This window comes from Erwinia tracheiphila, assembly GCF_021365465.1.
In the GTDB taxonomy this organism is placed as follows: Bacteria; Pseudomonadota; Gammaproteobacteria; order Enterobacterales; family Enterobacteriaceae; genus Erwinia; species Erwinia tracheiphila.
Genome location: NZ_CP089932.1, coordinates 1659862 through 1684343 on the forward strand (window position 1 = coordinate 1659862; position 24482 = coordinate 1684343).

17 protein-coding genes and 6 tRNA genes are annotated in these 24482 nt (G+C 48.1%); 7 read left to right on the plus strand and 16 right to left on the minus strand.

Annotation, left to right across the window (positions count from 1 at the left end; translation table 11 throughout):
• Positions 1–12: 12 nt before the first annotated feature.
• From lnt to miaB, 5 genes are all read right to left on the minus strand, one after another.
• The gene (lnt, locus tag LU633_RS08750) at positions 13–1545 is read right to left on the minus strand and encodes an apolipoprotein N-acyltransferase (protein WP_016191918.1); all 1533 of its coding nucleotides are present in this window, start codon (positions 1543–1545) and stop codon (positions 13–15) included.
• Between the two features lie 6 nt (positions 1546–1551).
• Positions 1552–2430 carry a CNNM family magnesium/cobalt transport protein CorC gene (corC, locus tag LU633_RS08755; RefSeq protein ID WP_016191919.1) on the minus strand — a complete coding sequence of 293 codons (879 nt, stop codon included), beginning with the start codon at positions 2428–2430 and terminating at the stop codon, positions 1552–1554.
• An 87-nt stretch (positions 2431–2517) separates the two neighbouring features.
• A complete protein-coding gene (gene ybeY / locus LU633_RS08760; RefSeq protein ID WP_016191920.1) occupies positions 2518–2991 on the minus strand; it encodes an rRNA maturation RNase YbeY in 474 nt (157 codons plus the stop codon).
• Complete coding sequence (locus LU633_RS08765; protein WP_016191921.1) at positions 2988–4052, minus strand: PhoH family protein; 1065 nt, start codon at positions 4050–4052, stop codon at positions 2988–2990. Before LU633_RS08765 ends, ybeY begins: the two co-directional genes overlap by 4 nt.
• Positions 4053–4263: 211 nt before the next feature.
• A complete protein-coding gene (miaB, locus tag LU633_RS08770) occupies positions 4264–5688 on the minus strand; it encodes a tRNA (N6-isopentenyl adenosine(37)-C2)-methylthiotransferase MiaB (RefSeq protein WP_016191922.1) in 1425 nt (474 codons plus the stop codon).
• Positions 5689–5872: 184 nt separating this feature from the next.
• Here miaB and ubiF point away from each other — a divergent pair, with 184 nt between their 5' ends.
• The gene (gene ubiF, locus LU633_RS08775; protein WP_016191923.1) at positions 5873–7063 is read left to right on the plus strand and encodes a 3-demethoxyubiquinol 3-hydroxylase; all 1191 of its coding nucleotides are present in this window, start codon (positions 5873–5875) and stop codon (positions 7061–7063) included.
• A 101-nt stretch (positions 7064–7164) separates the two neighbouring features.
• Here the strand turns inward: ubiF and LU633_RS08780 are convergent.
• The 11 genes from LU633_RS08780 to nagB form a co-directional block, all read right to left on the minus strand.
• A tRNA-Gln gene (locus LU633_RS08780) sits at positions 7165–7239 on the minus strand.
• A 38-nt stretch (positions 7240–7277) separates the two neighbouring features.
• Positions 7278–7352, minus strand: a tRNA-Gln gene (locus tag LU633_RS08785).
• A 7-nt stretch (positions 7353–7359) separates the two neighbouring features.
• Positions 7360–7436: transfer RNA gene (locus LU633_RS08790), tRNA-Met, on the minus strand.
• Positions 7437–7479: 43 nt separating this feature from the next.
• Positions 7480–7554, minus strand: a tRNA-Gln gene (locus tag LU633_RS08795).
• Between the two features lie 23 nt (positions 7555–7577).
• A tRNA-Leu gene (locus tag LU633_RS08800) sits at positions 7578–7662 on the minus strand.
• Positions 7663–7669: 7 nt separating this feature from the next.
• A tRNA-Met gene (locus LU633_RS08805) sits at positions 7670–7746 on the minus strand.
• Between the two features lie 399 nt (positions 7747–8145).
• Entirely contained in the window at positions 8146–9819 is a 1674-nt protein-coding gene (gene asnB, locus LU633_RS08810; protein WP_016191924.1) for an asparagine synthase B, read from the minus strand.
• 272 nt (positions 9820–10091) lie between these two features.
• Positions 10092–10844, minus strand: a complete 753-nt coding sequence (locus tag LU633_RS08815) for an HAD-IIA family hydrolase (protein ID WP_016191925.1) — start codon at positions 10842–10844, stop codon at positions 10092–10094.
• 31 nt (positions 10845–10875) lie between these two features.
• Positions 10876–12096: a DNA-binding transcriptional regulator NagC gene (gene nagC / locus LU633_RS08820; RefSeq protein ID WP_016191926.1), complete on the minus strand. Its 1221-nt coding sequence runs from the start codon at positions 12094–12096 to the stop codon at positions 10876–10878.
• 16 nt (positions 12097–12112) lie between these two features.
• Entirely contained in the window at positions 12113–13252 is a 1140-nt protein-coding gene (gene nagA, locus LU633_RS08825) for an N-acetylglucosamine-6-phosphate deacetylase (RefSeq protein ID WP_016191927.1), read from the minus strand.
• Positions 13253–13303: 51 nt separating this feature from the next.
• The gene (nagB, locus tag LU633_RS08830; RefSeq protein WP_016191928.1) at positions 13304–14104 is read right to left on the minus strand and encodes a glucosamine-6-phosphate deaminase; all 801 of its coding nucleotides are present in this window, start codon (positions 14102–14104) and stop codon (positions 13304–13306) included.
• 335 nt (positions 14105–14439) lie between these two features.
• Between nagB and nagE the strand changes: the two genes are divergently transcribed.
• The 6 genes from nagE to LU633_RS08860 all read left to right on the plus strand — a co-directional run bounded on the left by nagE (position 14440) and on the right by LU633_RS08860 (position 24435).
• On the plus strand, positions 14440–16467 hold the full coding sequence (gene nagE / locus LU633_RS08835; protein ID WP_016191929.1) for an N-acetylglucosamine-specific PTS transporter subunit IIBC: 2028 nt from the start codon (positions 14440–14442) through the stop codon (positions 16465–16467).
• 276 nt (positions 16468–16743) lie between these two features.
• Positions 16744–18411 (plus strand): glutamine--tRNA ligase, encoded by a 1668-nt coding sequence (gene glnS / locus LU633_RS08840; protein WP_016191930.1) that lies wholly within the window; start codon positions 16744–16746, stop codon positions 18409–18411.
• Between the two features lie 1195 nt (positions 18412–19606).
• Entirely contained in the window at positions 19607–21010 is a 1404-nt protein-coding gene (gene chiP, locus LU633_RS08845) for a chitoporin ChiP (RefSeq protein WP_016191931.1), read from the plus strand.
• Positions 21011–21048: 38 nt separating this feature from the next.
• The gene (gene chiQ / locus LU633_RS08850; protein ID WP_016191932.1) at positions 21049–21243 is read left to right on the plus strand and encodes a ChiQ/YbfN family lipoprotein; all 195 of its coding nucleotides are present in this window, start codon (positions 21049–21051) and stop codon (positions 21241–21243) included.
• 17 nt (positions 21244–21260) lie between these two features.
• Positions 21261–23915 (plus strand): beta-N-acetylhexosaminidase, encoded by a 2655-nt coding sequence (locus LU633_RS08855; protein ID WP_016191933.1) that lies wholly within the window; start codon positions 21261–21263, stop codon positions 23913–23915.
• Positions 23881–24435 carry an MFS transporter gene (locus LU633_RS08860; protein ID WP_152664145.1) on the plus strand — a complete coding sequence of 185 codons (555 nt, stop codon included), beginning with the start codon at positions 23881–23883 and terminating at the stop codon, positions 24433–24435. The genes LU633_RS08855 and LU633_RS08860 overlap by 35 nt, the downstream gene beginning before the upstream one ends.
• The last annotated feature ends 47 nt before the right edge of the window (positions 24436–24482 follow it).

Here is a 24482-nt window from a genome sequence, read left to right on the forward strand (position 1 = left end):
TTTTTAATAACGTTATCGGCGTTGATACAGACGGCTGAATATCGCCGTCACGCCACAAAGTATGGTGATTATCCACACCGGCCAGTTTCCGAAACGCGCATACGGAGTCATCCCCTTGGTGGGTATGACGTGTGCTGCCAGAACATCGGTTTTAAACTGTGGGATCATCTCTTTTGCATTGCCATCAGCATTCACCACCGCAGTCACGCCGTTATTGGTTCCGCGCAACAGCGGGCGTCCCAGTTCCAGTGCTCGCATGCGCGCCATCTGGAAATGTTGCCACGGTCCGATGGAATGACCAAACCAGGCATCGTTGGAGATAGTCAGCAAAAAGTCGGTATCAGAACGAAAGTTATCCCGCACCTGCTGGCCCAGCACTATTTCATAACAGATTGCGGCGGTCAGGTTATAACCAGCGACCTTAAGCTGTGGCTGAATATAAGCTCCCCTGCTGAAAGAGGACATTGGCAAATCAAAGAAAGGTGCCAACGGGCGTAACAAACTTTCCAGGGGTACAAATTCGCCAAAAGGCACCAGGTGGTTTTTCTGATAACGATTGTTGCTGTTGTGGTCGTAGGGTTCGTCACCCCCCAACACGATGATGGAGTTGTAATCGTGATAGCGATTATTTTCCAGCCTCGAATCAACGATACCGGTAACCAGTCCGGTCCCGCTGGCGCGTAAGGCTTCATCCAGTGACTTCAGGAAGGACTGCTGATTGGTTTCCAAATCTGATATAGCCGACTCAGGCCAGATAACCAGCTGTGCCTTTCCGGTGTAAGGGCGACTGAGGGCACTGTAAGTACGTAGCGTATTAAGCAACTGTTCAGGGTCCCACTTCATTGACTGCGGGATATTACCCTGAACCAGTGCGACCTTAACTTCGCGCTCTGGCTGCGGGTGATACCAACCGATCTGGCGAAGCGGCCATGGTAGTAGTAGCAATGCCAGGGCAGCAACGCCAGCAACCCAGTTTCGCCTGGCCGCTGCAAAAACAGCGAGGCCGCATACCATCACTAAAACATAGGTGATGCCTTCAACACCGGTAATCGCCCCCAGTCCTTTTAGTGGGCCATCAATCTGGCTGTAGCCAAACTGTAGCCAGGGAAAACCGGTCAGAATCCATCCGCGTAAAAACTCAGTAAACTGCCACAGCGCCGGGGCCGCGACCACAAGACGTATCAGCGATGTTTGCGGAAATAAACGGTTAAGCAGCGCAGTAAACAGCATGGTAAATAGCGACAGGTAGGCTGCAAGCAGCATCACCAGAAATACATTTACCTCAGTAGGCATCCCGCCGAAGGTGGCAATACTGACGTAGACCCAGTTAACGCCAGTGCCAAACAGGCCAAAGCCCCAAACGAACCCGATAGCGGTTGCCTGGCGTGTGGAACGATTCAGGGGTAAAGCCAGCAGCCCAAAAAGCGAAATCAGCGCAGCCGGCCAGAAATCATAGGGTGAAAAAGCCAGGGTGCCAGCGGCACCCGTGAGTAGCGCTAATAGCAGGCGAACTCGCTGGCGCTGATACAGAGAGGCAATGGCCATCAGGGATTATTCTTCCAAAATCGGTTGTGGCGAGTTTTCCGGTATTCTGACATGGACCTGTATAATACGTCGGCTGTCAGACATCGCGACTTTGAACTGATAGCCATCGATCCCGATACTTTCTCCTCTGGCGGGCAGGTGGCCAAATGCCTGCATAACCAGACCACCAATAGTATCGACTTCTTCGTCACTAAAGTGGGTACCGAACACGTCATTGAAGTCTTCGACTGGCGTCAGCGCACGGATGGTATAGGTGTGACGATTCAGCTGACGAATATCGCGATCTTCTTCATCATCATATTCGTCCTCAATTTCGCCCACGATCAGCTCAAGAATATCTTCGATGGTCACAAGACCAGACACACCGCCAAACTCATCTATGACGATAGCCATATGATACCGCTGAGAGCGAAACTCCTTCAGCATGCGGTCAACACGTTTACTTTCTGGTACCACCACCGCAGGGCGCAGCACTTTTTCAATACTAAAAGGCGCAGAGGTACTGCTCATAAAGGGCAGTAGATCCTTCGCCATCAAAATACCCTCAACGTGGTCTTTATCTTCGCTGATCACCGGAAAACGCGAATGGGCAGACTCGATAATGGTATCCAGACAGGCTTCCAGCGTTTGGTTTCGCTTCAATGTGACCATTTGTGAACGGGGGATCATGATATCGCGCACCCGCTGTTCAGCAATATCCATGACGCCTTCAAGCATGTCGCGAGTGTCCGGGTCAATCAGATCTTTTTGCTCTGAGTCGCGGATTAACTCCAGAAGATCGTCACGGTTCTTAGGCTCACCGTGAAAAAGCTGGTTGAGGATAAGGGTGAAAAATCCCTTTTTAGTACCGGGAGTATCGTTGTTCTGTGGATGGTCATCGCTCATGGCGTTATTATTTAGTCGCTCATCGTCATAATTAAAATTCCTGTTCACCGTGAAGGCAGAACAGGGGGTAAAGAGCAGGTTCGCTGCTCAGGATAATGCTTTCTCCGAAATGTACGGGTCGTCATAACCAAGAGCAAGCATTATCTCTGTCTCTATCGACTCCATCTCTTCTGCTTCATCGTCTTCGATATGGTCATATCCCAACAGATGCAGGCTACCGTGAACAACCATATGTGCCCAGTGGGCCAGCAGTGGTTTCTCCTGTTCTCCTGCTTCCTGCTCGACAACCTGGCGGCAGATGACCAGATCACCAAGCAGCGGTAACGCTATGCCTGGAGGGGCTTCAAAGGGAAAAGAGAGCACGTTGGTAGGTTTATCTTTACCGCGGTAGGTGTGATTTAACTGCTGGCTTTCAGTCTCGTCCACTATCCTGATCGTCACTTCGCTCTCCTCTTGGAACTGAGGTAGCACGGCTTCCAGCCAGTGGTGAAATTCAGATTCAGTGGGCAGGCCCTCCAGTGGTTCACAGGCCAGCTGGAGATCCAGGATTACATTACTCATTCGGACTCCTTCGGCATAGCAGACTGTATTGCCAGTGTTTCATGTTTACGTTGTTCAGCTGCAGCCGCCCGGCGTTTCTTGTCAGCGGCTTCCCAGATTTCATAGGCGATAACCACGCGCGCAACCACAGGGTGGCGCACGACGTCTTCACTATGGAAGAAATTAAAGCTTAATTCTTCTACTTCAGAAAGCACTTCGATAGCGTGGCGCAGGCCTGATTTAAGATTGCGCGGCAAGTCTGTTTGCGTGACGTCACCGGTAATAACCGCCTTTGAGTTAAAACCGATACGCGTCAGAAACATCTTCATTTGTTCAATGGTGGTGTTCTGACTTTCATCAAGGATGATGAACGCATCGTTGAGCGTACGGCCGCGCATATAGGCCAGCGGGGCGACCTCAATGACGTTGCGTTCAATCAGTTTCTCCACGCGTTCAAAACCAAGCATTTCAAACAGGGCGTCATACAGTGGGCGCAGGTAGGGATCGACTTTTTGGCTGAGATCGCCGGGTAAAAAACCCAGCTTTTCGCCGGCTTCAACTGCCGGGCGAGTCAACAGGATGCGGCGCACTTCCTGGCGTTCCAGCGCATCTATCGCAGCGGCGACGGCAAGATAGGTTTTTCCCGTGCCAGCGGGTCCGATACCAAAGGTGATGTCATGATCGAGAATATGAGCAACATACTGTGCCTGATTCGGCGTACGCGGTTTAATCATGCCACGTTTGGTTTTAATATTTACGGTTTTGCCATATTCAGGAACGCTGTCCGCGGTTTGCTCCAGAACTCGACTCTCTTTGATTGCAAGGTGGATCTGCTCGGGATCGATATCTGAAATAGTTCCCCGCACCGGCGCGGTTTCGACATACAGATTGCGAAGGATGTGGGCGACGGAATCAATAATCAGCGTTTTGCCCACCAGCTTAAAAGCATTATCACGGCGGTTGATTTCGATCCCCAGGCGGCGCTCAAGTTGCCTGATATTATCGTCGAACGGGCCGCAGAGGCTTAACAGGCGTTGATTGTCAGCGGGCTCTAAGGTGATTTCGCGTGTATCAATATTCAAACTAATCCTTTGGGTCGCACAGGGCCAGGTTGAGAATGTTTTTCATGGACTTACCGTTGTGGCCATGAGACCGGTGCCACAAGGAAATTATTTATGGCGGTGCGTCAATCCGCAAGCGTAGAGAATGATATTTGGGTGAGGACGTGATAAAACAAGGGTAACTTGCCGTTTTGCAGCGGCGAACCTGCGAGGCCCGCCGCACATTGTTGTCTCAAGGCTGGAAGGTGCCGACGCCCAGTTCATTTTCCTTGCGCGTACGCGCAATCACTGAAGCAGGCGTTTGCATGACGCGCAGGTCCATTTGATCTTCAGTACGAATCACTTTGCCACGCAGTGAGTTCGTATAGACATCGACGATCTCCACATCCACAAACTTGCCGATCATTTCCGGTGTGCCTTCGAAATTCACGACGCGGTTGTTTTCGGTTCGACCAGACAGTTCCATCACATTTTTACGCGATGTACCTTCAACCAGAATGCGCTGAACCGTACCCAGCATGCGGCGGCTCCACGCCATGGCCTGCTGAGTGATGCGATCCTGCAGGATCCACAAACGTTGCTTTTTCTCTTCTTCTGAAACATCATCCGGCAGATCGGCTGCTGGCGTGCCTGGCCGCGCTGAATAGATAAAGCTATAGCTGGTGTCGAAATTGATGTCACCCACCAGTTTCATGGTCTGCTCGAAATCCTGCTGCGTTTCACCCGGAAAGCCAATAATAAAGTCTGAACTGATTTGAATATTGGGACGTGCGGCAATTACTTTACGAATAATGGCTTTATATTCCAGCGCGGTGTGCGCACGTTTCATCAGTGTCAGGATGCGGTCTGCACCACTTTGCACCGGAAGATGCAGGAAGCTGACCAGTTCAGGTGTATCGCGATAGACAGCAATAATGTCATCGGTGAATTCAATCGGATGGCTGGTGGTGAAACGAATACGGTCAATGCCGTCAATGGCTGCCACGAGGCGCAGCAAATCGGCAAATGAACATATTTCACCGTTATAATCTGCGCCGCGATACGCATTGACATTCTGACCCAGCAGATTCACTTCACGCACGCCCTGTTCCGCGAGCTGCGCGATTTCGAACAGGATATCGTCACAGGGGCGGCTGACTTCTTCGCCGCGGGTGTAGGGCACTACGCAGAACGTACAGTATTTATTGCAGCCTTCCATTATTGAGACGAAAGCGCTCGGCCCATCCGCCCGTGGTTCCGGCAGCCGGTCAAATTTTTCAATTTCCGGGAAGCTGATATCCACAACCGGACTTTTTGAACCGCGGACGGTATTGATCATTTCTGGCAGTCGGTGCAGCGTCTGTGGGCCAAATACGATATCAACAAAATTTGCACGCTGGCAGATGTGATCGCCTTCCTGGGAGGCCACGCAGCCGCCTACACCAATAATCACATCGGGATTGGTCTGCTTGAGCGTTTTCCAGCGGCCTAACTGGTGGAACACTTTTTCCTGCGCCTTTTCACGGATGGAACAGGTATTCAGCAGCAGAACGTCGGCTTCTTCTGCTACATCGGTCAGAGTAAAGCCGTGGGTGCTGTTTAACAGGTCAGCCATCTTGGATGAATCGTACTCATTCATCTGACAGCCCCAGGTTTTGATATGCAATTTTTTGGTCATCTGGTTGCCATTAATCATGCAGAAGTGAGTGCAGGGCGCGTATTGTAATGCTTTGCTGCGGTTGTGACCAGTGTATGAGGCTTTTGAAACTGTTCCGCGAAATTCCGGTACACTAGGGGTAACAGAATAAACCTTCTCAGATGCAGGGACACGACGATCCGCATGTTCGCAGGACGGAAAAATTATGATTGAAACAACACATCGTTGGGACGTTGCCGTGGTAGGCGGTGGGATGGTTGGCGCAGCGTTGGCCAGCGGGCTTTCCGCTCAGGGTTTCAGGGTTGTGGTGCTTGAGCAGACCCGCCCGACTGGTTTTGACAGGGAAAGGGAGCCAGACGTCAGAATTTCCGCTATTGGCGCAGCATCGGTGGGTTTACTAAAGCGTTTGCAAGTCTGGCCAATGCTGGAGGCGATGCGTTGTAAACCCTACAGCAAACTGGAAACCTGGGAGTGGCAGAGTGCGAAGGTTGGTTTTGATGCTCAGTCGCTGGGTTTACCTGAACTGGGATACATGGTTGAAAACAGCGTGCTGAAACTGGCTTTGTGGCAGCGTCTTGAGCAGCAGGGCGTAACATTGATTTCACCCACTACGCTGAAAGGCTTGCAATCAGTAAACGGTGGCTGGCAGCTAACGCTGGAGAATGAGGAAATCCTTCACGCACGCCTTGTTGTCGGTGCTGACGGGGCGAATTCTCAGGTTCGTCAACTTGCGGGGATTGGTATCAGGGGCTGGCAATATGCACAGTCATGTATGCTGATCAGCGTGCGTGGAGAGCAAGATGCAGGTGATTGCACCTGGCAGCAATTTACCCCCCAGGGACCACGCGCATTTTTACCGCTGTTTGATCGCTGGGCATCGCTGGTGTGGTATGACAGCCCGGCAAGAATCCGCCAGTTACAGGCAATGACTATGGCTCAGTTGCAGCAGGAGATTGCAACGCATTTTCCTCATCGTGTCGGAAAGGTCACACCGGTGGCAGCAGGTTCTTTTCCTCTGACGCGGCGTCACGCCAGCCGCTATGTGTTACCGGGGCTGGCTCTGGTTGGCGATGCTGCGCATACTATTAATCCGCTGGCCGGGCAGGGGGTTAATTTAGGTTACCGCGATGTGGATGCGCTTATTACAACTCTTGTGGCTGCACGGGAGCAGGCTGAAGACTGGTCGTCAGAGAGAATCCTGTTACGTTACAAGCGCCAACGGCGGAAAGATAACCTGTTAATGCAAAGCGGGATGGATCTGTTTTATTTCGCTTTCAGCTCATCCGTTGTACCTATTCGTATCGTGCGTAATTTAGGTTTAATGGTTGCTGAACGCGCTGGTGCTCTGAAACGTCAGGCTTTGCGTTATGCATTAGGTCTGACAAAAATGGAATGATGAGTGGCTGATGCAGGACAGGCGACATAATACTTTGGTTATGACGCTTTCGGCTTTATATGAGGCATAAAAAAACCACTTATGAGCGGTTTTTTACTTTTTGGCTGGGGTGCAGGGATTCGAACCCCGGAATGCTGGTATCAGAAACCAGAGCCTTACCGCTTGGCGACACCCCAGTAATACTGTTGCAGTTTATGAAAACCGACTTTATATCTGGCTGGGGTACGAGGATTCGAACCTCGGAATGCCGGAATCAGAATCCGGTGCCTTACCGCTTGGCGATACCCCAAGAAAATTGGTGGCTACTACGGGAATCGAACCTGTGACCCCAGCATTATGAGTGCTGTGCTCTAACCAGCTGAACTAAGTAGCCAGAATTTCTGGTACAAGACGTAATGCTTTTTACTAAGAAAAAATGGCTGGGGTACCTGGATTCGAACCAGGGAATGCCGGTATCAAAAACCGGTGCCTTACCGCTTGGCGATACCCCATCCGTGCAAATCATTTATGGAAATGGTGCGGGAGGCGAGACTTGAACTCGCACACCTTGCGGCGCCAGAACCTAAATCTGGTGCGTCTACCAATTTCGCCACTCCCGCAAAAATATGGTGGCTACGACGGGAATCGAACCTGTGACCCCAGCATTATGAGTGCTGTGCTCTAACCAGCTGAGCTACGTAGCCATTTTTTTTCGCGTTACCTTCAACGGCGTTGCGGGGCGCATTATGCGGAGTTGACCTGGAAGCGTCAACAAATTTTTTCCTGTTTTTGTCCCAAACCGATTCGTTTGTCTGGCTTATAACCACCCTGGCGATTAAACCAGCAATTAAAGACGGTTTCGCACCATTTCTAAGCACCTGACCAAAGGTAAAAGACATGCACAAACTCTTTAATTGTTTGATAGCTCGACCTTAATGACCGCTACTTTTTATGGTAGTCAGGTGCTTGTGAGAGTGCTGCAACGATTAATATAACAGTGATGAAGCACAATAGATGCGCGGTGATAAACGGCGACTTGTTTTATTGGCGAAGGACGATAACCGACAGGGTTATCTCATCGAAGTAAGATAACCCTGCCGTAACTATTTCACTGCATAGGCTGACTGGTGCACACCAACAGCGCGGCCTGATGGATCGTCCATCGTTTTAAAAGCTTCGTCCCATTCAATGGCCTTGGCCGATGAGCAGGCGACAGAAGGGCCACCCGGTACACACTCTGCTGCGCTGGCAAGAGGGAACAGCTGCTCAAACATTTCACGATACAGATAGCCTTCTTTAGATGTCGGCGTATTATACGGAAAACGAAAATGGGCTGTCTGAAGCTGTTGATCGCTTACCTGTTGCGCGGCAACTTCTTTTAAGGTGTCGATCCAACTGTAGCCCACGCCGTCGGAGAACTGTTCTTTCTGACGCCAGACCACGCTTTCTGGCAGGTAGGAGGAAAAGCACTCGCGCAAAATGTGCTTTTCCATTTTACCGTTTGCACCACACATCTTGTCTGCTGGATTGATACGCATTGCCACATCCAGGAACTTTTTATCCAGGAACGGCACCCTGGCTTCGACTCCCCAGGCAGACATCGCTTTGTTGGCTCTTGCACAGTCAAACATATGTAATGCCAGCAATTTACGGACGTTTTCTTCGTGAAATTCTTTGGCGTTTGGCGCTTTATGAAAGTACAGATAGCCGCCAAATACTTCATCTGCACCTTCACCAGACAGGACCATTTTAATGCCCATCGCTTTGATCTTACGGGACATCAGATACATTGGTGTGGAAGCTCGTATCGTGGTGACATCGTAGGTTTCAATGTGATAGATAACATCGCGAATAGCATCGAGGCCTTCCTGTACCGTAAAGTGGATCTCGTGATGAACGGTTCCCAAATGGTCGGCAACGGATTTTGCGGCTTTCAGATCGGGAGAACCTTCCAGACCCACTGCAAATGAGTGAAGCTGTGGCCACCAGGCTTCGCTCTTATCCTGATCTTCAATGCGCATGGCGGCAAATTTTTTCGTGATTGCCGAAATAATGGAAGAATCCAGCCCACCAGAGAGTAAAACACCATAAGGAACGTCCGACATCAGATGGCTTTTAACAGAATCTTCGAGCGCGTCCTTCAGAGCAACGGCATCGGTAACATTGTGCTCAACGGCTTCATAGCTGAACCAGTCTCTCTGCCAGTAACGGTGTATTTCACCATCGGTGCTGGACATATAGCTGCCCGGAGGAAATTCTTTCAGCGTTTTGCAGGCCGGAACCAGCGCTTTCATTTCAGAAGCCACGAACAGGTTGCCGTGTTCATCATTGCCCATATAAAGCGGGATGATGCCGATATGGTCACGACCGATTAGCCAGGTTTTCTTAATGGTGTCGTAAAGAATAAAGGCAAACATACCCTGTAATTCATCAAGGAAATCGACGCCTTTTTCCTGGTATAAGGCCAGAATTACCTCGCAATCGGATTCTGTCTGGAATTCATAGCGGTCACTGAGACGGGCACGCAATGCCTGGTGGTTGTAGATTTCACCATTCACTGCCAGAACATGAGTGCGGTCGGCGTTATAGAGGGGTTGTGCGCCATTGTTGACGTCAACAATAGACAGGCGTTCATGAGCCAGAATTGCATGGTCGTCAGCATAAATACCTGACCAGTCAGGGCCACGGTGGCGCATCAAACGCGAAAGCTCCAGGGCTTTTTTGCGCAGCTCAACTGAATCGCTTTTAAGATCCAATACTCCAAATATAGAACACATACTTAACTCCTGACGACATCCCTGAACGGTGATGATAATAAGGTGAATATGACTGACGAAGCGTTCGTCCGGTGCCTAAGAACATGCGCTATCTTGCTATGTTGATGCAAGCAATTTAGTTTTTTTATGAGAAATAGTCTGTTCAGATGTTCACTGAATTAACGTTTATTCAATAAATGGCGGCATAAATTGAATAAACGATATTTATGGGGCGGTAAGAGTCGGAAAGTGTGCGGCAAAAGCGGTTAACCCGGCTCAATGCCGGGCGCTGTTCAGAGGATATCGATATCCGCAACGGAGGGGAAAATCCAGCTTGGCCTGAAAGGCATTGCATCGACATCACTTAACGTAGACACGCCAGACAGCACCAGAATCGTTTCCAGGCCAGCCTGAAAACCCGCCAGAATATCGGTACGCAAGTTATCACCGACAATCACTGTGTCTTCTGAATGAGCCTGCATTTTGTTTAACGCCGCCCGAATTATCCACGGGCTGGGCTTGCCAACGTAAAAAGGTTTACGGCCTGAAATAGTCTCAATACCGGCACAAAGCGCACCGCAGGCAGGTACGAAACCGCGTACGTGAGTATCAGGGTTGGTGGCAATGAAGCGTGCGCCATTGGCGACAAAAAAAGCGGCTTTATGCATCATTTCCCAATTATAGGAGCGCGTTTCGCCGACAATCACAAAATCGGGATTAATGTCGGTGATGGTAAAACCTGCTTTATACATTTCATGAATCAACGCGCCTTCTCCCACGACATAGGCTTTTTTACCTTCCTGACGTCGAAGAAAATCAGCCGTGGCCATTGCTGAGGTGTAAAAGACGGTTTCAGGCAAGTCTATTCCGGCAGAGGCAAAACGATTGGCAAGATCGGGGGGGGTTTGCGAAGGATAGTTGGTCAGAACAACCAGCGGCATTTCCTTTGCCATAATACCTTGCAGAAATTCTTTTGCTCCCGGCACTGGAGTGTTGTCGTGCATCAGCACTCCATCGATATCACAAATCACATTTTTGATAGTCATTATTTGCTGTCCATACTGGCTAACACATCTGTTAACTTTCAAGTAAATGTTGCAATAAAATCCCATTGAGCATGGCGCGTTTTGCCAGCGCAAAGGCACCAATAGCAGAGCGATGATCGATTTCCGAACGCACCACGGGCAAATTATTGCGGAAGGATTTCAGTGTTTGCGTGTTAATACAGCCTTCGATAGCGGCCAGCAGAATTTTATCTGCTTCAGTGATTTCTCCGGCAATGACCACTTTTTGTGGGTTAAACAGGTTGATGGCAATGGCAACCGCTTTACCTAAATGGCGACCAACATAGTCAATCACCTCTGTTGCCAGCGCATCACCATGGTTAGCCGCTTTACAGATATCCGTTATCAGGCACGCTTCCTGAGTCAAAGAACTGGCATGGCCTTGCCTGAGCAAATTGCTCACGCGCTTTTCAATAGCTGTGTTTGCAGCAATGGTTTCCAGACAACCAAAATTGCCGCAGTGACAGCGCTCGCCAAGTGGATCAACCTGAATGTGTCCCAGTTCCCCTACGTTGCCATTACTCCCCAGAAAGACTTTGCCGTTGGTTATAATGCCAGCACCGGTTCCGCGGTGAACGCGTACCAGAATAGAGTCAGCGCAATCGCGCGATGCCCCAAAATAGTGCTCGGCAAGCGCCAGACTTCGAATATCATGCCCAACAAAGCTGGAAACGTTAAAGCGTTTTTGCAAATTGGCAACCAAAGGCCAGTGATTCACTTCAATGTGAGGCATATAGCGAATGACGCCATTATTCGGATCCACCAGACCTGGTAATATGACTGAAATGGCTATTAGTTCACGTAATTTACGCTGATGCAGCTCAGAAAAGTCAGTAATTGCATCAAATAATGCGTTTTCCAGCGCCTGCTGTGATTCTTCCGGTAGGGAATAGTCTTCCTGCGCAAGAGGTTTACCGCTCAGGTCAAATAAAGTCAGCGTTGCATCACTGCGCCCCAGCCGAACGCCAATAGTATTGAAGCCGCGGGTTTCAGTGATAATTGAGATAGCGCGGCGACCGCCAGTCGAGGCCTGCTGGTTCACTTCTTTTATTAAACCGCGCTCTATTAACTGACGAGTAATTTTAGTAACGCTGGCGGGAGCAAGTTGGCTTTGCTCGGCAATCTGAATACGTGAGATCGGACCTTGCTGGTCGATCAGCCGATAAACGGCTGCGCTGTTGAGTTGTTTAACTAAATCGATATTACCTATTTGAGACTGCCCGCCAGTGGTCATTCAATATCTGCTCGCTTTAGACCTCGTTACCATTAACGATGGTCTTGATTATTTTATAGTCCCGGGTAAAAACCGTCAGGTTCGCGATTTTTCCTGCTTCGACAGAACCTAACTTATGATCCACACCGATTGCGCGGGCCGGATAAAGCGTGGCCATTCTTAACGTTTCATCCAAGGCGATCCCTGCATATTCGACGCTGTTAGCAACAGCTTCAATCATAGTCAGGGCCGATCCACTCAGCGTACCATTTTCATCAACGCAAAGCCCATCTTGATAGTATATTGTTTTTCCAGCGAAAATGAACTGCTCAATATCAGCGCCTGCAGGTGCGGTGGCATCAGTGACCAGGATTAGCCTGTCTCTTTTAATACGTTTGGCATTACGAATGTTTGCATAGTGCACATGTAAACCATCAGCAATGATACCGCACCAGACATCCGGCGAATCAAACAATGCGCCGATCAGCCCCGGTTCACGACCGCTAATGCCCGGCATAGCATTATACAGGTGTGTTGCAAAGGTGACGCCGGCAGCAATACTGCGGCGTGCTTCATCATGACTGGCGTGCGAGTGTCCGGCCGAAATGACAATGCCCGCCTCGTACAATTGTCGGATAACCGCGCTATCCACTTGCTCAGGAGCCAACGTGATTTTGCTGATAACATCCGCGTTATCACAGAGGAAGTCTACCATTTCCGGTGTCGGGAGACGGATTAAAGCAGGGTTGTGCGTTCCGGGTTTACGTGGGCTCAACCACGGCCCTTCAAGGTGCAGCCCAAGTGCCTGATGACTATTTTGTGCCAGATAGGCGCGCATTACCTCAACCGCGCGCTTCATCATTTCATCGCTGCTGGTTATCAGTGTGGGCAAAAAGCTGGTGCAACCCGATTTCTCATTCGCTTTCTGCATAATATGCAGAGTTTCTGCAGTGATGGCCTCAAGGCTGTCATTAAACTGTACGCCGCCACAACCATTCAACTGCAAATCGATAAAACCGGGAGCAATAAGTGCACCTTTAACATCGCGTGTTGAAATGCTTTCTGAAAGATCGTTCATTTTACATATGCGTTCTATCAGGCCATTGGCAATGATAACAGCATGATCGTCAAGTATTTCATGGCCGGTATAAATGCGGCCATTGGTTAAAGCGTACATAAAGTTCTCCCGGTATTACCCGCTTTCTGCGGTTAATCATGTGCTAATGAATTACAGATTTTTCATGTTTTCCGCTTCCAGTTCGCGGAAATATTTTATGGTTTTGACCTTAAGTTCCATTGTGGAAGGCTCATCACAGACCACGACGGATTTTGCGTGCAGCTGCAGGCAGCTGATTGTCCACATATGATTTACGTTTCCTTCCACTGCTGCCCTCAGCGCATGGGCTTTAGCATGCCCGGTGACCAGAATCATCACCTCTTCAGCATCCAGCAACGTACCCACGCCGACTGTAAGCGCGTATTTGGGAACCTGATCGATATCGCCGTCAAAAAAGCGCGAATTTGCCACGCGGGTCTCATGGGTCAGGGTCTTGATGCGCGTACGGGAGGCCAGTGAAGACGCCGGTTCATTGAAAGCGATGTGACCGTCATTGCCCACGCCGCCCATAAACAAGTTAATTTTGCCATAAGCGCGGATCTTGTCTTCGTATTGGCGACATTCTGTGTCAATATTCAGTGCATTACCATTAAGAAGGTTAATATTTTCGCTTTTAATATCAATATGATCGAAAAAGTTACGGTGCATAAAACTGTGATAGCTTTCTGGATGTTCTTCAGGCAGGCCAACATACTCATCCATATTGAACGTGACCACATGTCTGAAGCTAACATGGCCCGCTTTGTGCATGTCAATCAGGTGTTTATAGGCTTCCAGCGGTGTGCCGCCTGTGGGCAGTCCCAGTACAAATGGCCGTTCAGCGGAAGGATTAAATGCATTGATACGATTCACAATATGGCGTGCTGCCCATTTACCGACCTGAGTAGGGCTGGTAAGAGGAATTAGTCTCATGTTATGACCTCACTATAAGCTTAATTTTAAAAAGTCTGGATAATTCTGTTACTGTCCCTGAGCATAAAAGCACGGGCAGCTGGTTTCAAAAAATTAAAGGTGCTAAGTTTTTTTTAATCATAAAATAAGTAACCCTTACTCACCAGATGCTGCAAAGTGTAATACTTATTTTTAATGATAAAAGTCACATTAGCTGCGGTTTTAATTTGCAGAGCGAATTATTTTCTTTTTACACTCGACCCTATCAAATTTGTGTCATCCATAAAATAGTTTACCATTGAGATAATGTCGTTAGATTATAAATGCTCTAACGCGCCTCACAAGGGGAAAAGAACATGCTAGGTTATTTACAAAAAGTAGGTCGGGCACTTATGGTGCCGGTAGCAACGCTACCGGCAGCCGCTATTCTGATGGGCATAGGCTACTGGCTTGACCCGGATGCCTGGGGAGCGGGCAACGCCTTTGCAGCATTATTGCTCAAGTCGGGTTCCGCTATTATTGAACACATGTCGGTCCTCTTCGCGATTGGCGTTGCTTATGGTATGTCGAAAGACAAAGATGGTGCTGCAGCGTTAACCGGGTTTGTGGGTTTTTTAGTCGTGACGACGCTGTGTTCTCCGGCGGCTGTTGCGATGATTCAAAAAATTCCTGTCGATCAGGTGCCAGCGGCGTTTGGGAAAATTGAAAACCAGTTCGTTGGCATTATGGTCGGGATCATTTCGGCAGAAATGTACAATCGCTTCAGCCATGTTGAACTCCCAAGAGCACTCTCATTCTTTAGCGGTCGCCGCCTGGTTCCTATCCTCGTCTCGTTTTTGATGATTCTGATCGCCTTTATTCTGATGTACATCTGGCCGGTTATCTTCGGAAGCCTGGTGAGCTTTGGTGAACATATTCAGAAGCTGGGCTCTGCAGGTGCTGGTGTTTACGCTTTCTTTAACCGCATGTTAATTCCGGTCGGATTGCATCATGCATTGAACTCGGTGTTCTGGTTCGATGTGGCAGGCATTAATGACATTCCTAACTTCCTTGGTGGTGCACAATCGCTGGAAAATGGCAAAGCTGTTTTAGGAATAACCGGGCGTTATCAGGCTGGTTTTTTCCCAATTATGATGTTTGGCCTGCCCGGTGCCGCAGTGGCAATTTACCATTGCGCACGTCCTGAAAATCGCGCCAAAGTAGGAGGGATCATGATGGCTGCAGCGTTCGCCGCTTTCTTCACTGGCATCACTGAACCACTTGAATTCTCCTTTATGTTTGTGGCTCCGGTGCTTTATTTCCTCCACGCTGTGCTGACGGGTATCTCTGTGTTTATCGCCGCAAGCATGCATTGGATTTCCGGTTTTGGTTTCAGCGCGGGGCTGGTTGATATGGCATTACAGAGTCGTAATCCGCTGGCGATGCACTGGTATATGCTGATCCCTCAAGGACTGGTTTTCTTTGTGGCCTATTATGTCATTTTCCGTTTTACCATAAAAAAATTCAATCTGTTAACGCCAGGCCGTGAACTTACAGTGGAAGGTGACGAAAGCGATGGCTACGATGCCAATGTGGACAGCCAGCGCCACGACGAGTCTGATACCGAGTCACTGGCGCGTCGTTATCTTGCTGCCGTGGGCGGTTCTGAAAATCTGACTGGAATTGATGCTTGTATTACCCGCCTCCGCCTCAGCGTGAAGGACAGCAGTGTTGTGAATGAGCCTGTGGCCCGTAGCCTCGGTGCTTCTGGCGTAATTCGTCTGAACAAAGAAAGTGTTCAAATTATTGTTGGCACCCAGGCTGAAACCATCGCCTCGGCCATGAAAACCGTGCTGGCCAGAGGTCCCGTTGCGGCCGCATCGGTTAAACCCGAATCCCCTTTAGCAGCGATAACGAAAGCTGAAAAATCAGCAACAACAGGATCCACAGTTGAAACGCTGGTTGCACCGGTGAGTGGTGAGGTCATTGCCCTGGAAGATGTACCGGACGACGCCTTTGCCAGTAAAGCCGTGGGTGAAGGACTGGCAATTAAGCCAACCAGCAGCACCGTTGTTTCTCCGGCAAACGGGACCGTGATGAAAATTTTCAACACTAACCATGCTTTTTGTCTGGAAACGGAGAAAGGTCTTGAAGTTGTGGTACACATGGGGCTGGATACGGTAGCACTGGACGGTAAAGGCTTCTCCCGACTGGTGGAAGAGGGCGCTGTTGTTGCTGCAGGTCAGCCTGTACTGGAGATGGACCTGGATTTCCTGAATGCTCATGCCCGCTCGATGATAAGCCCGATAGTAGTCAGTAATATGGACGAGTTTACGGGGATAAACCTGCTGGCGGGAGCTAACGTCGTCGCGGGAGAAAGCCCGATGTATGAGGTTAAAGGTTAAAACCTGATAACGTGAAAATTTAAAGGGTGGAAAGCAATTTCTGCCCTTTTTTATTGGATTGCAGTAAGTAACGGTTGTTTCCCTGAAGCGCTTTGTGGATGATACTCGGTAATTTCACGCGCATACCCATTATGCTTCGAGTGGCAGGAGCGCTGGTCGCGTTCAGTTGCCCGAGTCACTTATCGCACATGCTCACTGTGATTCCTTTATCTGCTGCCCTCCTGAAGCTCGAATTTATCAGGGTATATTTACCATAGTATTATTGAGGAAATTAAGATGAGTGAGGCAGAAGCCCGCCCAACTAACTTTATTCGTCAGATTATCGACGAAGATTTGGCATCTGGTAAGCATAAAAACATACATACTCGCTTTCCGCCGGAACCAAATGGTTATCTGCATATCGGTCATGCCAAATCAATCTGTCTCAATTTTGGTATCGCACAAGATTATCAGGGGCAATGTAACCTGCGTTTCGACGATACAAACCCGGTGAAAGAAGATATCGAGTATGTTGAGTCAATCAAGCAGGATGTTCAGTGGCTGGGCTTTAGCTGGACGGACAATGTTCGTTACTCTTCAGATTACTTTGATCAGCTTCATCACTATGCCCTCGAGCTGATTAATAAGGGACTGGCCTATGTTGATGAACTTACGCCGGATCAAATTCGTGAATACCGTGGCACCTTGACGTCGCCGGGCAAACACAGCCCATATCGTGATCGAAGCGTGGCGGAAAACCTTGCGCTATTTGAAAAAATGCGTAATGGCGAGTTTGCTGAGGGTGCTGCCTGTCTGCGTGCCAAAATTGATATGGCGTCAAGTTTCATTGTGATGCGTGATCCAGTCCTGTACCGAATCAAGTTTGCCAGCCATCATCAAACCGGAAAGAAATGGTGCATTTACCCAATGTATGACTTTACCCATTGTATCTCTGATGCGCTTGAGGGCATTACGCACTCGCTTTGTACCCTGGAGTTTCAGGATAATCGCCGTCTCTACGACTGGGTTCTGGACAATATTTCTATTCCGGCTCATCCGCGTCAATACGAGTTTTCTCGTTTGAATCTGGAATACGCCGTTATGTCAAAACGTAAGTTGAACCTGCTTGTGACCGAAAAGGTTGTCGAAGGTTGGGACGATCCCCGGATGTTAACAGTGTCTGGCTTACGTCGGCGTGGTTATTCTGCAGCATCCATTCGTGAATTCTGTCGTCGTATTGGTGTGACTAAGCAAGACAATATTGTCGAAATGGCATCGCTTGAATCCTGTATTCGGGACGATCTTAACGACAGCGCGCCTCGTGCTATGGCGGTTCTTGATCCGGTTAAGCTGGTTATTGAAAACCTGCCATCGAATCACGAAGAAATTCTCACCATGCCAAATCATCCTGCTAAACCAGAAATGGGAACGCGTGAGGTGCCTTTCAGCCGTGAAATTTACATTGACCGTGCTGATTTTCGTGAAGAAGCCAACAAGCAGTACAAGCGTCTGGTGTTGGGGAAAGAAGTGCGATTGCGCAACGCCTACGTGATCAAAGCTGAACGTGTGGCAAAGGATGAGCAGGGCAATATTACCTGCCTGTTTTGTACCTGTGATATGGATACCCTGAGCAAAGACCCTGCCGATGGACGTAAGGTGAAAGGCGTTATCCATTGGGTATCTGCTGTACATGCGCATCCGGCTGAGTTTCGCCTTTATGATCGTCTTTTCAGCGTGCCAAATCCGGGAGCGGCTGAGGATTTCCTTGCGACCATCAATCCTGAATCCCTGGTAATTCGCCATGGATTTGTTGAGCCTGGTTTACAACAGGCGCAGCATGACAGTCCATATCAGTTCGAGCGTGAAGGCTATTTCTGTGCTGACAGTGTCTACTCTGCGCCTGGCCAGTTGGTTTTCAACCGTACCGTAGGCTTACGTGACACCTGGACAAAAACGGGTGAATGATCCCGAATAACGAATACATTACGCAGCCTGTGGCTGCGTTTTTTTGTAAATTGTAAACCGACAGTTTTTATATGGTTATTTTCAACCTGCTAACTGCTAACTGCTAACTGCTAACTGCTAACTGCTAACTGCTAACTGCTAACTGCTAACTGCTAACTTAAGAAAGCGGTAAATCAGTCGTTGATCTTTTATCAAAATACCTTGTCAAAAGCTGTGCGGAGTAGTGTCCAACTTTTGGCTAACTCTTACAGCTAAGGTGTTGGCACTGTTTTCTCTGCCATGTTTCGCTCCATGAGATATTGTCCTTGCGTAAGATGACACATGCTAAATAGCTGCACGGAATAGTGCTACACGTTTTGCCAGCCTTTGTGGACAAGGAATTGGGGCTGTTACCTGTGCTAAGTGTCGCTATCGCATGTCAGTAAATGGCGGGTCTAACAGTGTTGTATGTTTAATAAGGGATTTTTTTGAGAACAAGGTTGACGGACGTTTACCTTTCAATATTTTCCTTGCAATATATCCATATTCATTATTTTCATCATCGAAATTATTCTGGTTACGCCTTTAACCAATACAGCGCATGCATTGATTCGTTCAGCGTTGTCGATATGTCCCGATCAGGACGAGAAAAAAATGCAGAACACTTTCAGTCCTAATTCATGAGTTTCATAGAGGGCTGAAAGTGAAGAGGAAACACTGACAGATTTATATCAATCAACTATTTGTATAATTTATATGTTGCAATGTTAATTTCTCAAAAAAAGTGATGTCATACCAAACAGATGAATTAATGTAAATAAATATGCCTGCTTTGTAAGCTTAATGCTATTTTTTAGAAAATTAAAAAATGTTGTTGTGCATTAATCGCGAAATAAATTGGATTGTAGAGTGGTGCCTATTACCTGTCTGCATTTATAATAAATGAAGATAAAATTAATTTTCTTTTGACGTTTTTTTAAATAAAAAATAAATGGATTTTTCATTTGCATTATCTAAATTTAATATTTAATTAACATCTTTCGTGCTTATGTGTTCTGAGTCATGGTTTTGTCCCGTAAAACACACATTTAATTGATAATTCGTGGCGCAAAAAATATTATTACTGACGTAATTTACGATGTGTAAAAAATCCAAACACCATTCATTACAACATTATTTTAACTTTAAAATAGCTTTTAGGAAAAGAGGCTGACTTATGTCCGGGATTATTATCAATCAAAAAACCTTAGTACTTGCTGTTGCCATTTGCACCGCTATTAGCGGGAGTTTCTGTTTACCCACGGCAACTGCCGCTGGTTTTGTTGATGACTCATCCTTGACCGGTGGGATATATTACTGGCAGCGTCACCGTGATCGAAAAAATATGAATGTGACGTCGGAAAAATACGGTCAGTACGAACATAATCTCCACCATTCTACGTTTAATGCTAATCTTGATTTTTCATCCGGTTATCTGGCTGATTTCATCGGCTTTGATTTAGCAGCATTCAGTGCCGTTGAATTGGGGCAAACAGGCCCGGCGTCGCCTAATGAAATTGGTTTCAGTAAAACCAAAAGTCGTTGGGGAGAACGATGGGATGGCGACACGGGTGGCGTTAATTTATATAAAGCTGCTGTGAAAATGAAATATAATAACTACTGGTTGCGTGGTGGCTATTTACAGCCAACTGGACAGAGTTTATTAGCACCTCAGTGGAGTTTTATGCCCGGCACTTATCGTGGGGTTGAAATTGGCAGTGTTTATGATTTTGCTGACGCGGGTGAACTGTCTCTTTCTTATTTCTGGGCTAACGAATATAAATCACCCTGGTACCGCAATATGTATAATTTTCGTAAAGCGGATGGCATAACAGGAATCAATTATCTACATTCCGTTGGTGCTAAATACGACTTTAAAAATAACCTGATAGTAGAAGGTGCTTTTGGCCAGGCTGCGGATTATATGGACCAGTACTTTACGAAAGTATCCTATTCATTTCCGGTTGCAGGAAACAGCCTGAGAACCAGCTGGCAGTTTTATGGTGCCAAAGATAAAGAAAGCGGTGGTGCCTCTAATATTAATGATGCCTACGATGGACTCGCATGGTTACAGGCATTAACGCTTGGCTACACTACCGGGCCTTTTGACTTCCGTCTGGAGGGAACTTGGGTAAAAGCTGAGGGCAATCAGGGCTTCTTCTTGCAGCGTATGACACCGGGTTATGCCACCTCTAATGGTCGACTGGATGTATGGTGGAATTCACGTTCGGACTTTAATGCTAATGGGGAAAAGGCGCTTTTTGCTGGCGTAATGTATGACCTTAAAAACTGGCAGCTCCCCGGCTGGGCGGTAGGGGCCTCTTATGCATATGGCTGGGATGCGAGGCCATCCACTAATCCAGAATTCAATCAAAACCAACGTCTGCGTGAATCAACATGGAATTTAGATCTGCTTTATACCGTTCAGGAAGGTGCAGCAAAAGGGACCTTATTCAAATTGCACTATAGCCGTTATGACAATCACTCTGATCTCCCAAGCGGAAGCGGTGGCTTCAGAAACATATTCCAGGATGAGAAAGACGTGAGGTTTATCGTGATTGCGCCATTTACGATTTTCTGAGCAGTGAAATAACCTGCAGCATTAAATGAGGATCAAGCATGAAATATATATTGCCCGTTATTGCCATGTTACTGACTGGCGCATGTGCACAAAAAAATGTTGTTCAGCAGCAAGAAAAAATACCAGCACTGGATTACCAACGTTGTCTCGATGCCGAAAAAATGGGCGGTGCGGAAGGTATTGCAAAGGAGTGCGGTGCGTTACGGCAAGAAATTGAGCAAAACCATAACTGACAGATTAAGGAAAAGAAATGAATAAATTCAGAGCGAGTCTTATAGCTACTGCTTTGCTTTCTTCGTTGGCAAGTGGGAGTGTGCTGGCAAATCAGCAAATTGTCGATCAAATCAGCCAGTTTGGTGTGCAGTATAAAGTCACGGATAATCATGCAGCACTGAACGGTGTTGACTGTGCTGCACTTGGTGCCGACTGGGCTTCCTGCAACCGGGCGACGATCACTTTGACCAATCCAGGTGCGGCAATCACCAGTAAGAATTGGGCGATTTATATGTCTAACGTCCATGAAGCCATAAAGGTCGAAAGCGATCAGTTCCGTCTGGTGCATATTGTTGGTGATTTGGCACGGCTGGAGCCCACGGAAAATTTCCAGGGTTTTGCTGCCGGTGAGTCGGTAGAAATTCCGATCATCCTCGAGTTCGGGCAGTTGTTTATTACCGATGTAATGCCTCGCTGGTATGTGACTTCTGAGGATTCGACACCAGAAGTTATCAAAAGCACGGATACTGAAGATTTGACCGCTTTTGTGGCACCTTTTGGCGAACAGTGGAAACGCACGCCTGACGATCAAAATGTATTAATGATGCCGGCCAGCCGCTTTGATAAAAACAGCGATGTACAGCAGTTGCCCCCATTTGAGCTACGTGGACAGATCGTTCCCACACCGAAGCATGTAAAGGTGCTGCCAGACGATGCCGATCTGTCTAAAGGTGTGGCGCTGGATCTCGCCAGTTTGCCTGCAGAAAAAGCGGAGGCGGTGAAACAACGTTTCTTGTTACTGGGCGTCCAGGAAAAAGCCGATGGTTATCAGATTTCAACGCATATTGACCGTAAGGCTTTTAAAAAAGGCGAAGCAGTTTCCGGCGGATACCAATTAATTATCGGTAAAGATAAAGCCAGAGTGACAGGCTACGATCAGCATGGCGTATTTTATGGTCTGCAGTCCATTATCTCGCTGCTTCCCGCCGATGGCAGTGCCAAAATTGCCACTCTGAAAGCCAGCGATGCCCCACGTTTTGCTTATCGAGGCGTGTTCCTTGATGTGGCCCGTAATTTCCATAGCAAGGATGCCGTGATGCGCATGCTGGATCAGTTAGCATCATGGAAAATTAACGTTTTCCATTTCCATCTGAGTGATGATGAAGGCTGGCGAATTGAGATCCCCGGCCTGTCGGAACTCACCGAGATTGGAGGCAAACGTTGTCACGATCTCAGTGAACAGCGCTGCTTGCTACCGCAGCTCGGTTCCGGCCCAGACAGTGATAATATGGGGTCCGGCTATTTCAGCCGCGAGGACTATATCGAAATTGTCAAATATGCCGATGCGCGTGGTATTGAAGTGATACCAGAGATCGACATGCCCGCACATGCACGTGCTGCCGTTATTTCGATGGAAGCACGTTATAACCGATTGATGAAAGAAGGCAAAACCACTGAGGCAAATGAGTACAGGCTTGTCGATCCGACCGATGATTCCAATACGACCTCTGTACAGTTATACGATCGCACCAGCTATCTTAATCCCTGCCTGGACTCTTCCCTGCGTTTCACCGATAAAGTGATGAGTGAAATTCAAGCCATGCACCGTGAAGCCGGACAGCCAATCAAAACGTGGCATTTTGGCGGCGACGAAGCGAAAAATATTCGTTTAGGTGCGGGTTATTCCGATAAAAATAATCCTCAACCAGGTACTGGCCTGATTGATATGAGTAAGCAGGATAAACCCTGGGCGAAATCTCAGGTTTGTCAAAAATTGGTGGAAGATGGAAAAGTAGAGGATCTTGAACATCTGCCAAGCTATTTTGCCCAGCAGGTCAGTAAACATGTGAGAGACCATGGCATTGACAGAATGCACGCATGGCAGGATGGCCTGAAAGATACTGAGAACGCTAGCGTATTTGCCACCAAACGAATGGGTGTCAACTTCTGGGATACGTTGTTCTGGGGTGGCTTTGATACAGCCAACGACTGGGCAAGAAAAGGTTATGAGGTGATCATTTCCAACCCGGATTACGTGTATATGGATTTCCCTTACGAGGTCAATCCGCTTGAGCGCGGCTATTATTGGGGAACTCGCTTCAATGATGAGCGCAAAATGTTTAGTTTCGCGCCGGATAATTTGCCGCAAAATGCGGAAACTTCCCTGGATCGTGATGGTAAAACTTTCTCTGCTAAATCAGACAAGGCCTGGCCTGGTGCTTATGGCCTGTCAGCGCAGCTCTGGAGTGAAACCACGCGAACCGATGAACAAATGGAATACATGATTTTCCCGCGTATGTTATCAGTGGCTGAACGTGCATGGCACAGAGCAGCATGGGAGCAGGATTACCAGGCTGGCAAAGAATATATCGGCGGAAAAACGCAGTATGTCGATAAGCAAACCCTGCTGAAAGACTGGCAGCGTTTTGCTAACCTGCTTGGCCAGCGTGAACTGTCTAAACTCGATAAAACCGGGATTCATTACCGTCTGCCTGTTCCCGGTGCAAAAGTGGTTGATGGCAAACTGGAAGCTAACATCGCTTTGCCTGGCCTGACTATCGAGTACAGCCAGGATGCGGGCAAAAGCTGGCAAAAATACGATGCCAAAGCCCAACCTACAATAACCGGTGAGGTAATGATTCGCTCTGCCAGCCCGGATGGAAAACGTTTTAGTCGTTCCGAGAAACTCTGATGTGACCGGCCCGTGTGAAGCGGGCCTTTTTATCGGAGTAGATAGTGCTGTGTTGTGCATTTTTCTCATCATTGCTTTTCTTTCTGGGGGCGCCGGGGCTTTTCAAATCCCAACTTTAAGTCTCTATCTTTCAGCAGAATTACAGGCCAATCCAACTGCAATTAGTTTTTTCTATGCCGTTAACGCAGCCATTGACATTGATGTCAGCTTTTGGTTGGCAGTGATGTCAGGTTGCTTTAGTGGACGGCGACATTTACTGATGTTTTGTTACCTGATGGCTATTTTAAATAGTCTGGCTTTTGCCTTCAGTCGTCATTGTTTATTTTTATTAACCGCGGGGGTGTTTATTGCTGCTGTGGCTAATGCTGGTATACCTCAACTCTTTGCACTGGCAGGAGAATATTGTGAGAAACCAATATTCAATGCGCTTATGCGTACCCAGTTATCACTGGCGTGGGTGCTCGCTCACCTCTGGCTTTTAGTATTACCGCCAAAGCGGGCTTTATCTCAATGTACCTGATTACTGCTGGCATCTTCACCGCGATATTGCTGATGACGTTTGTACTG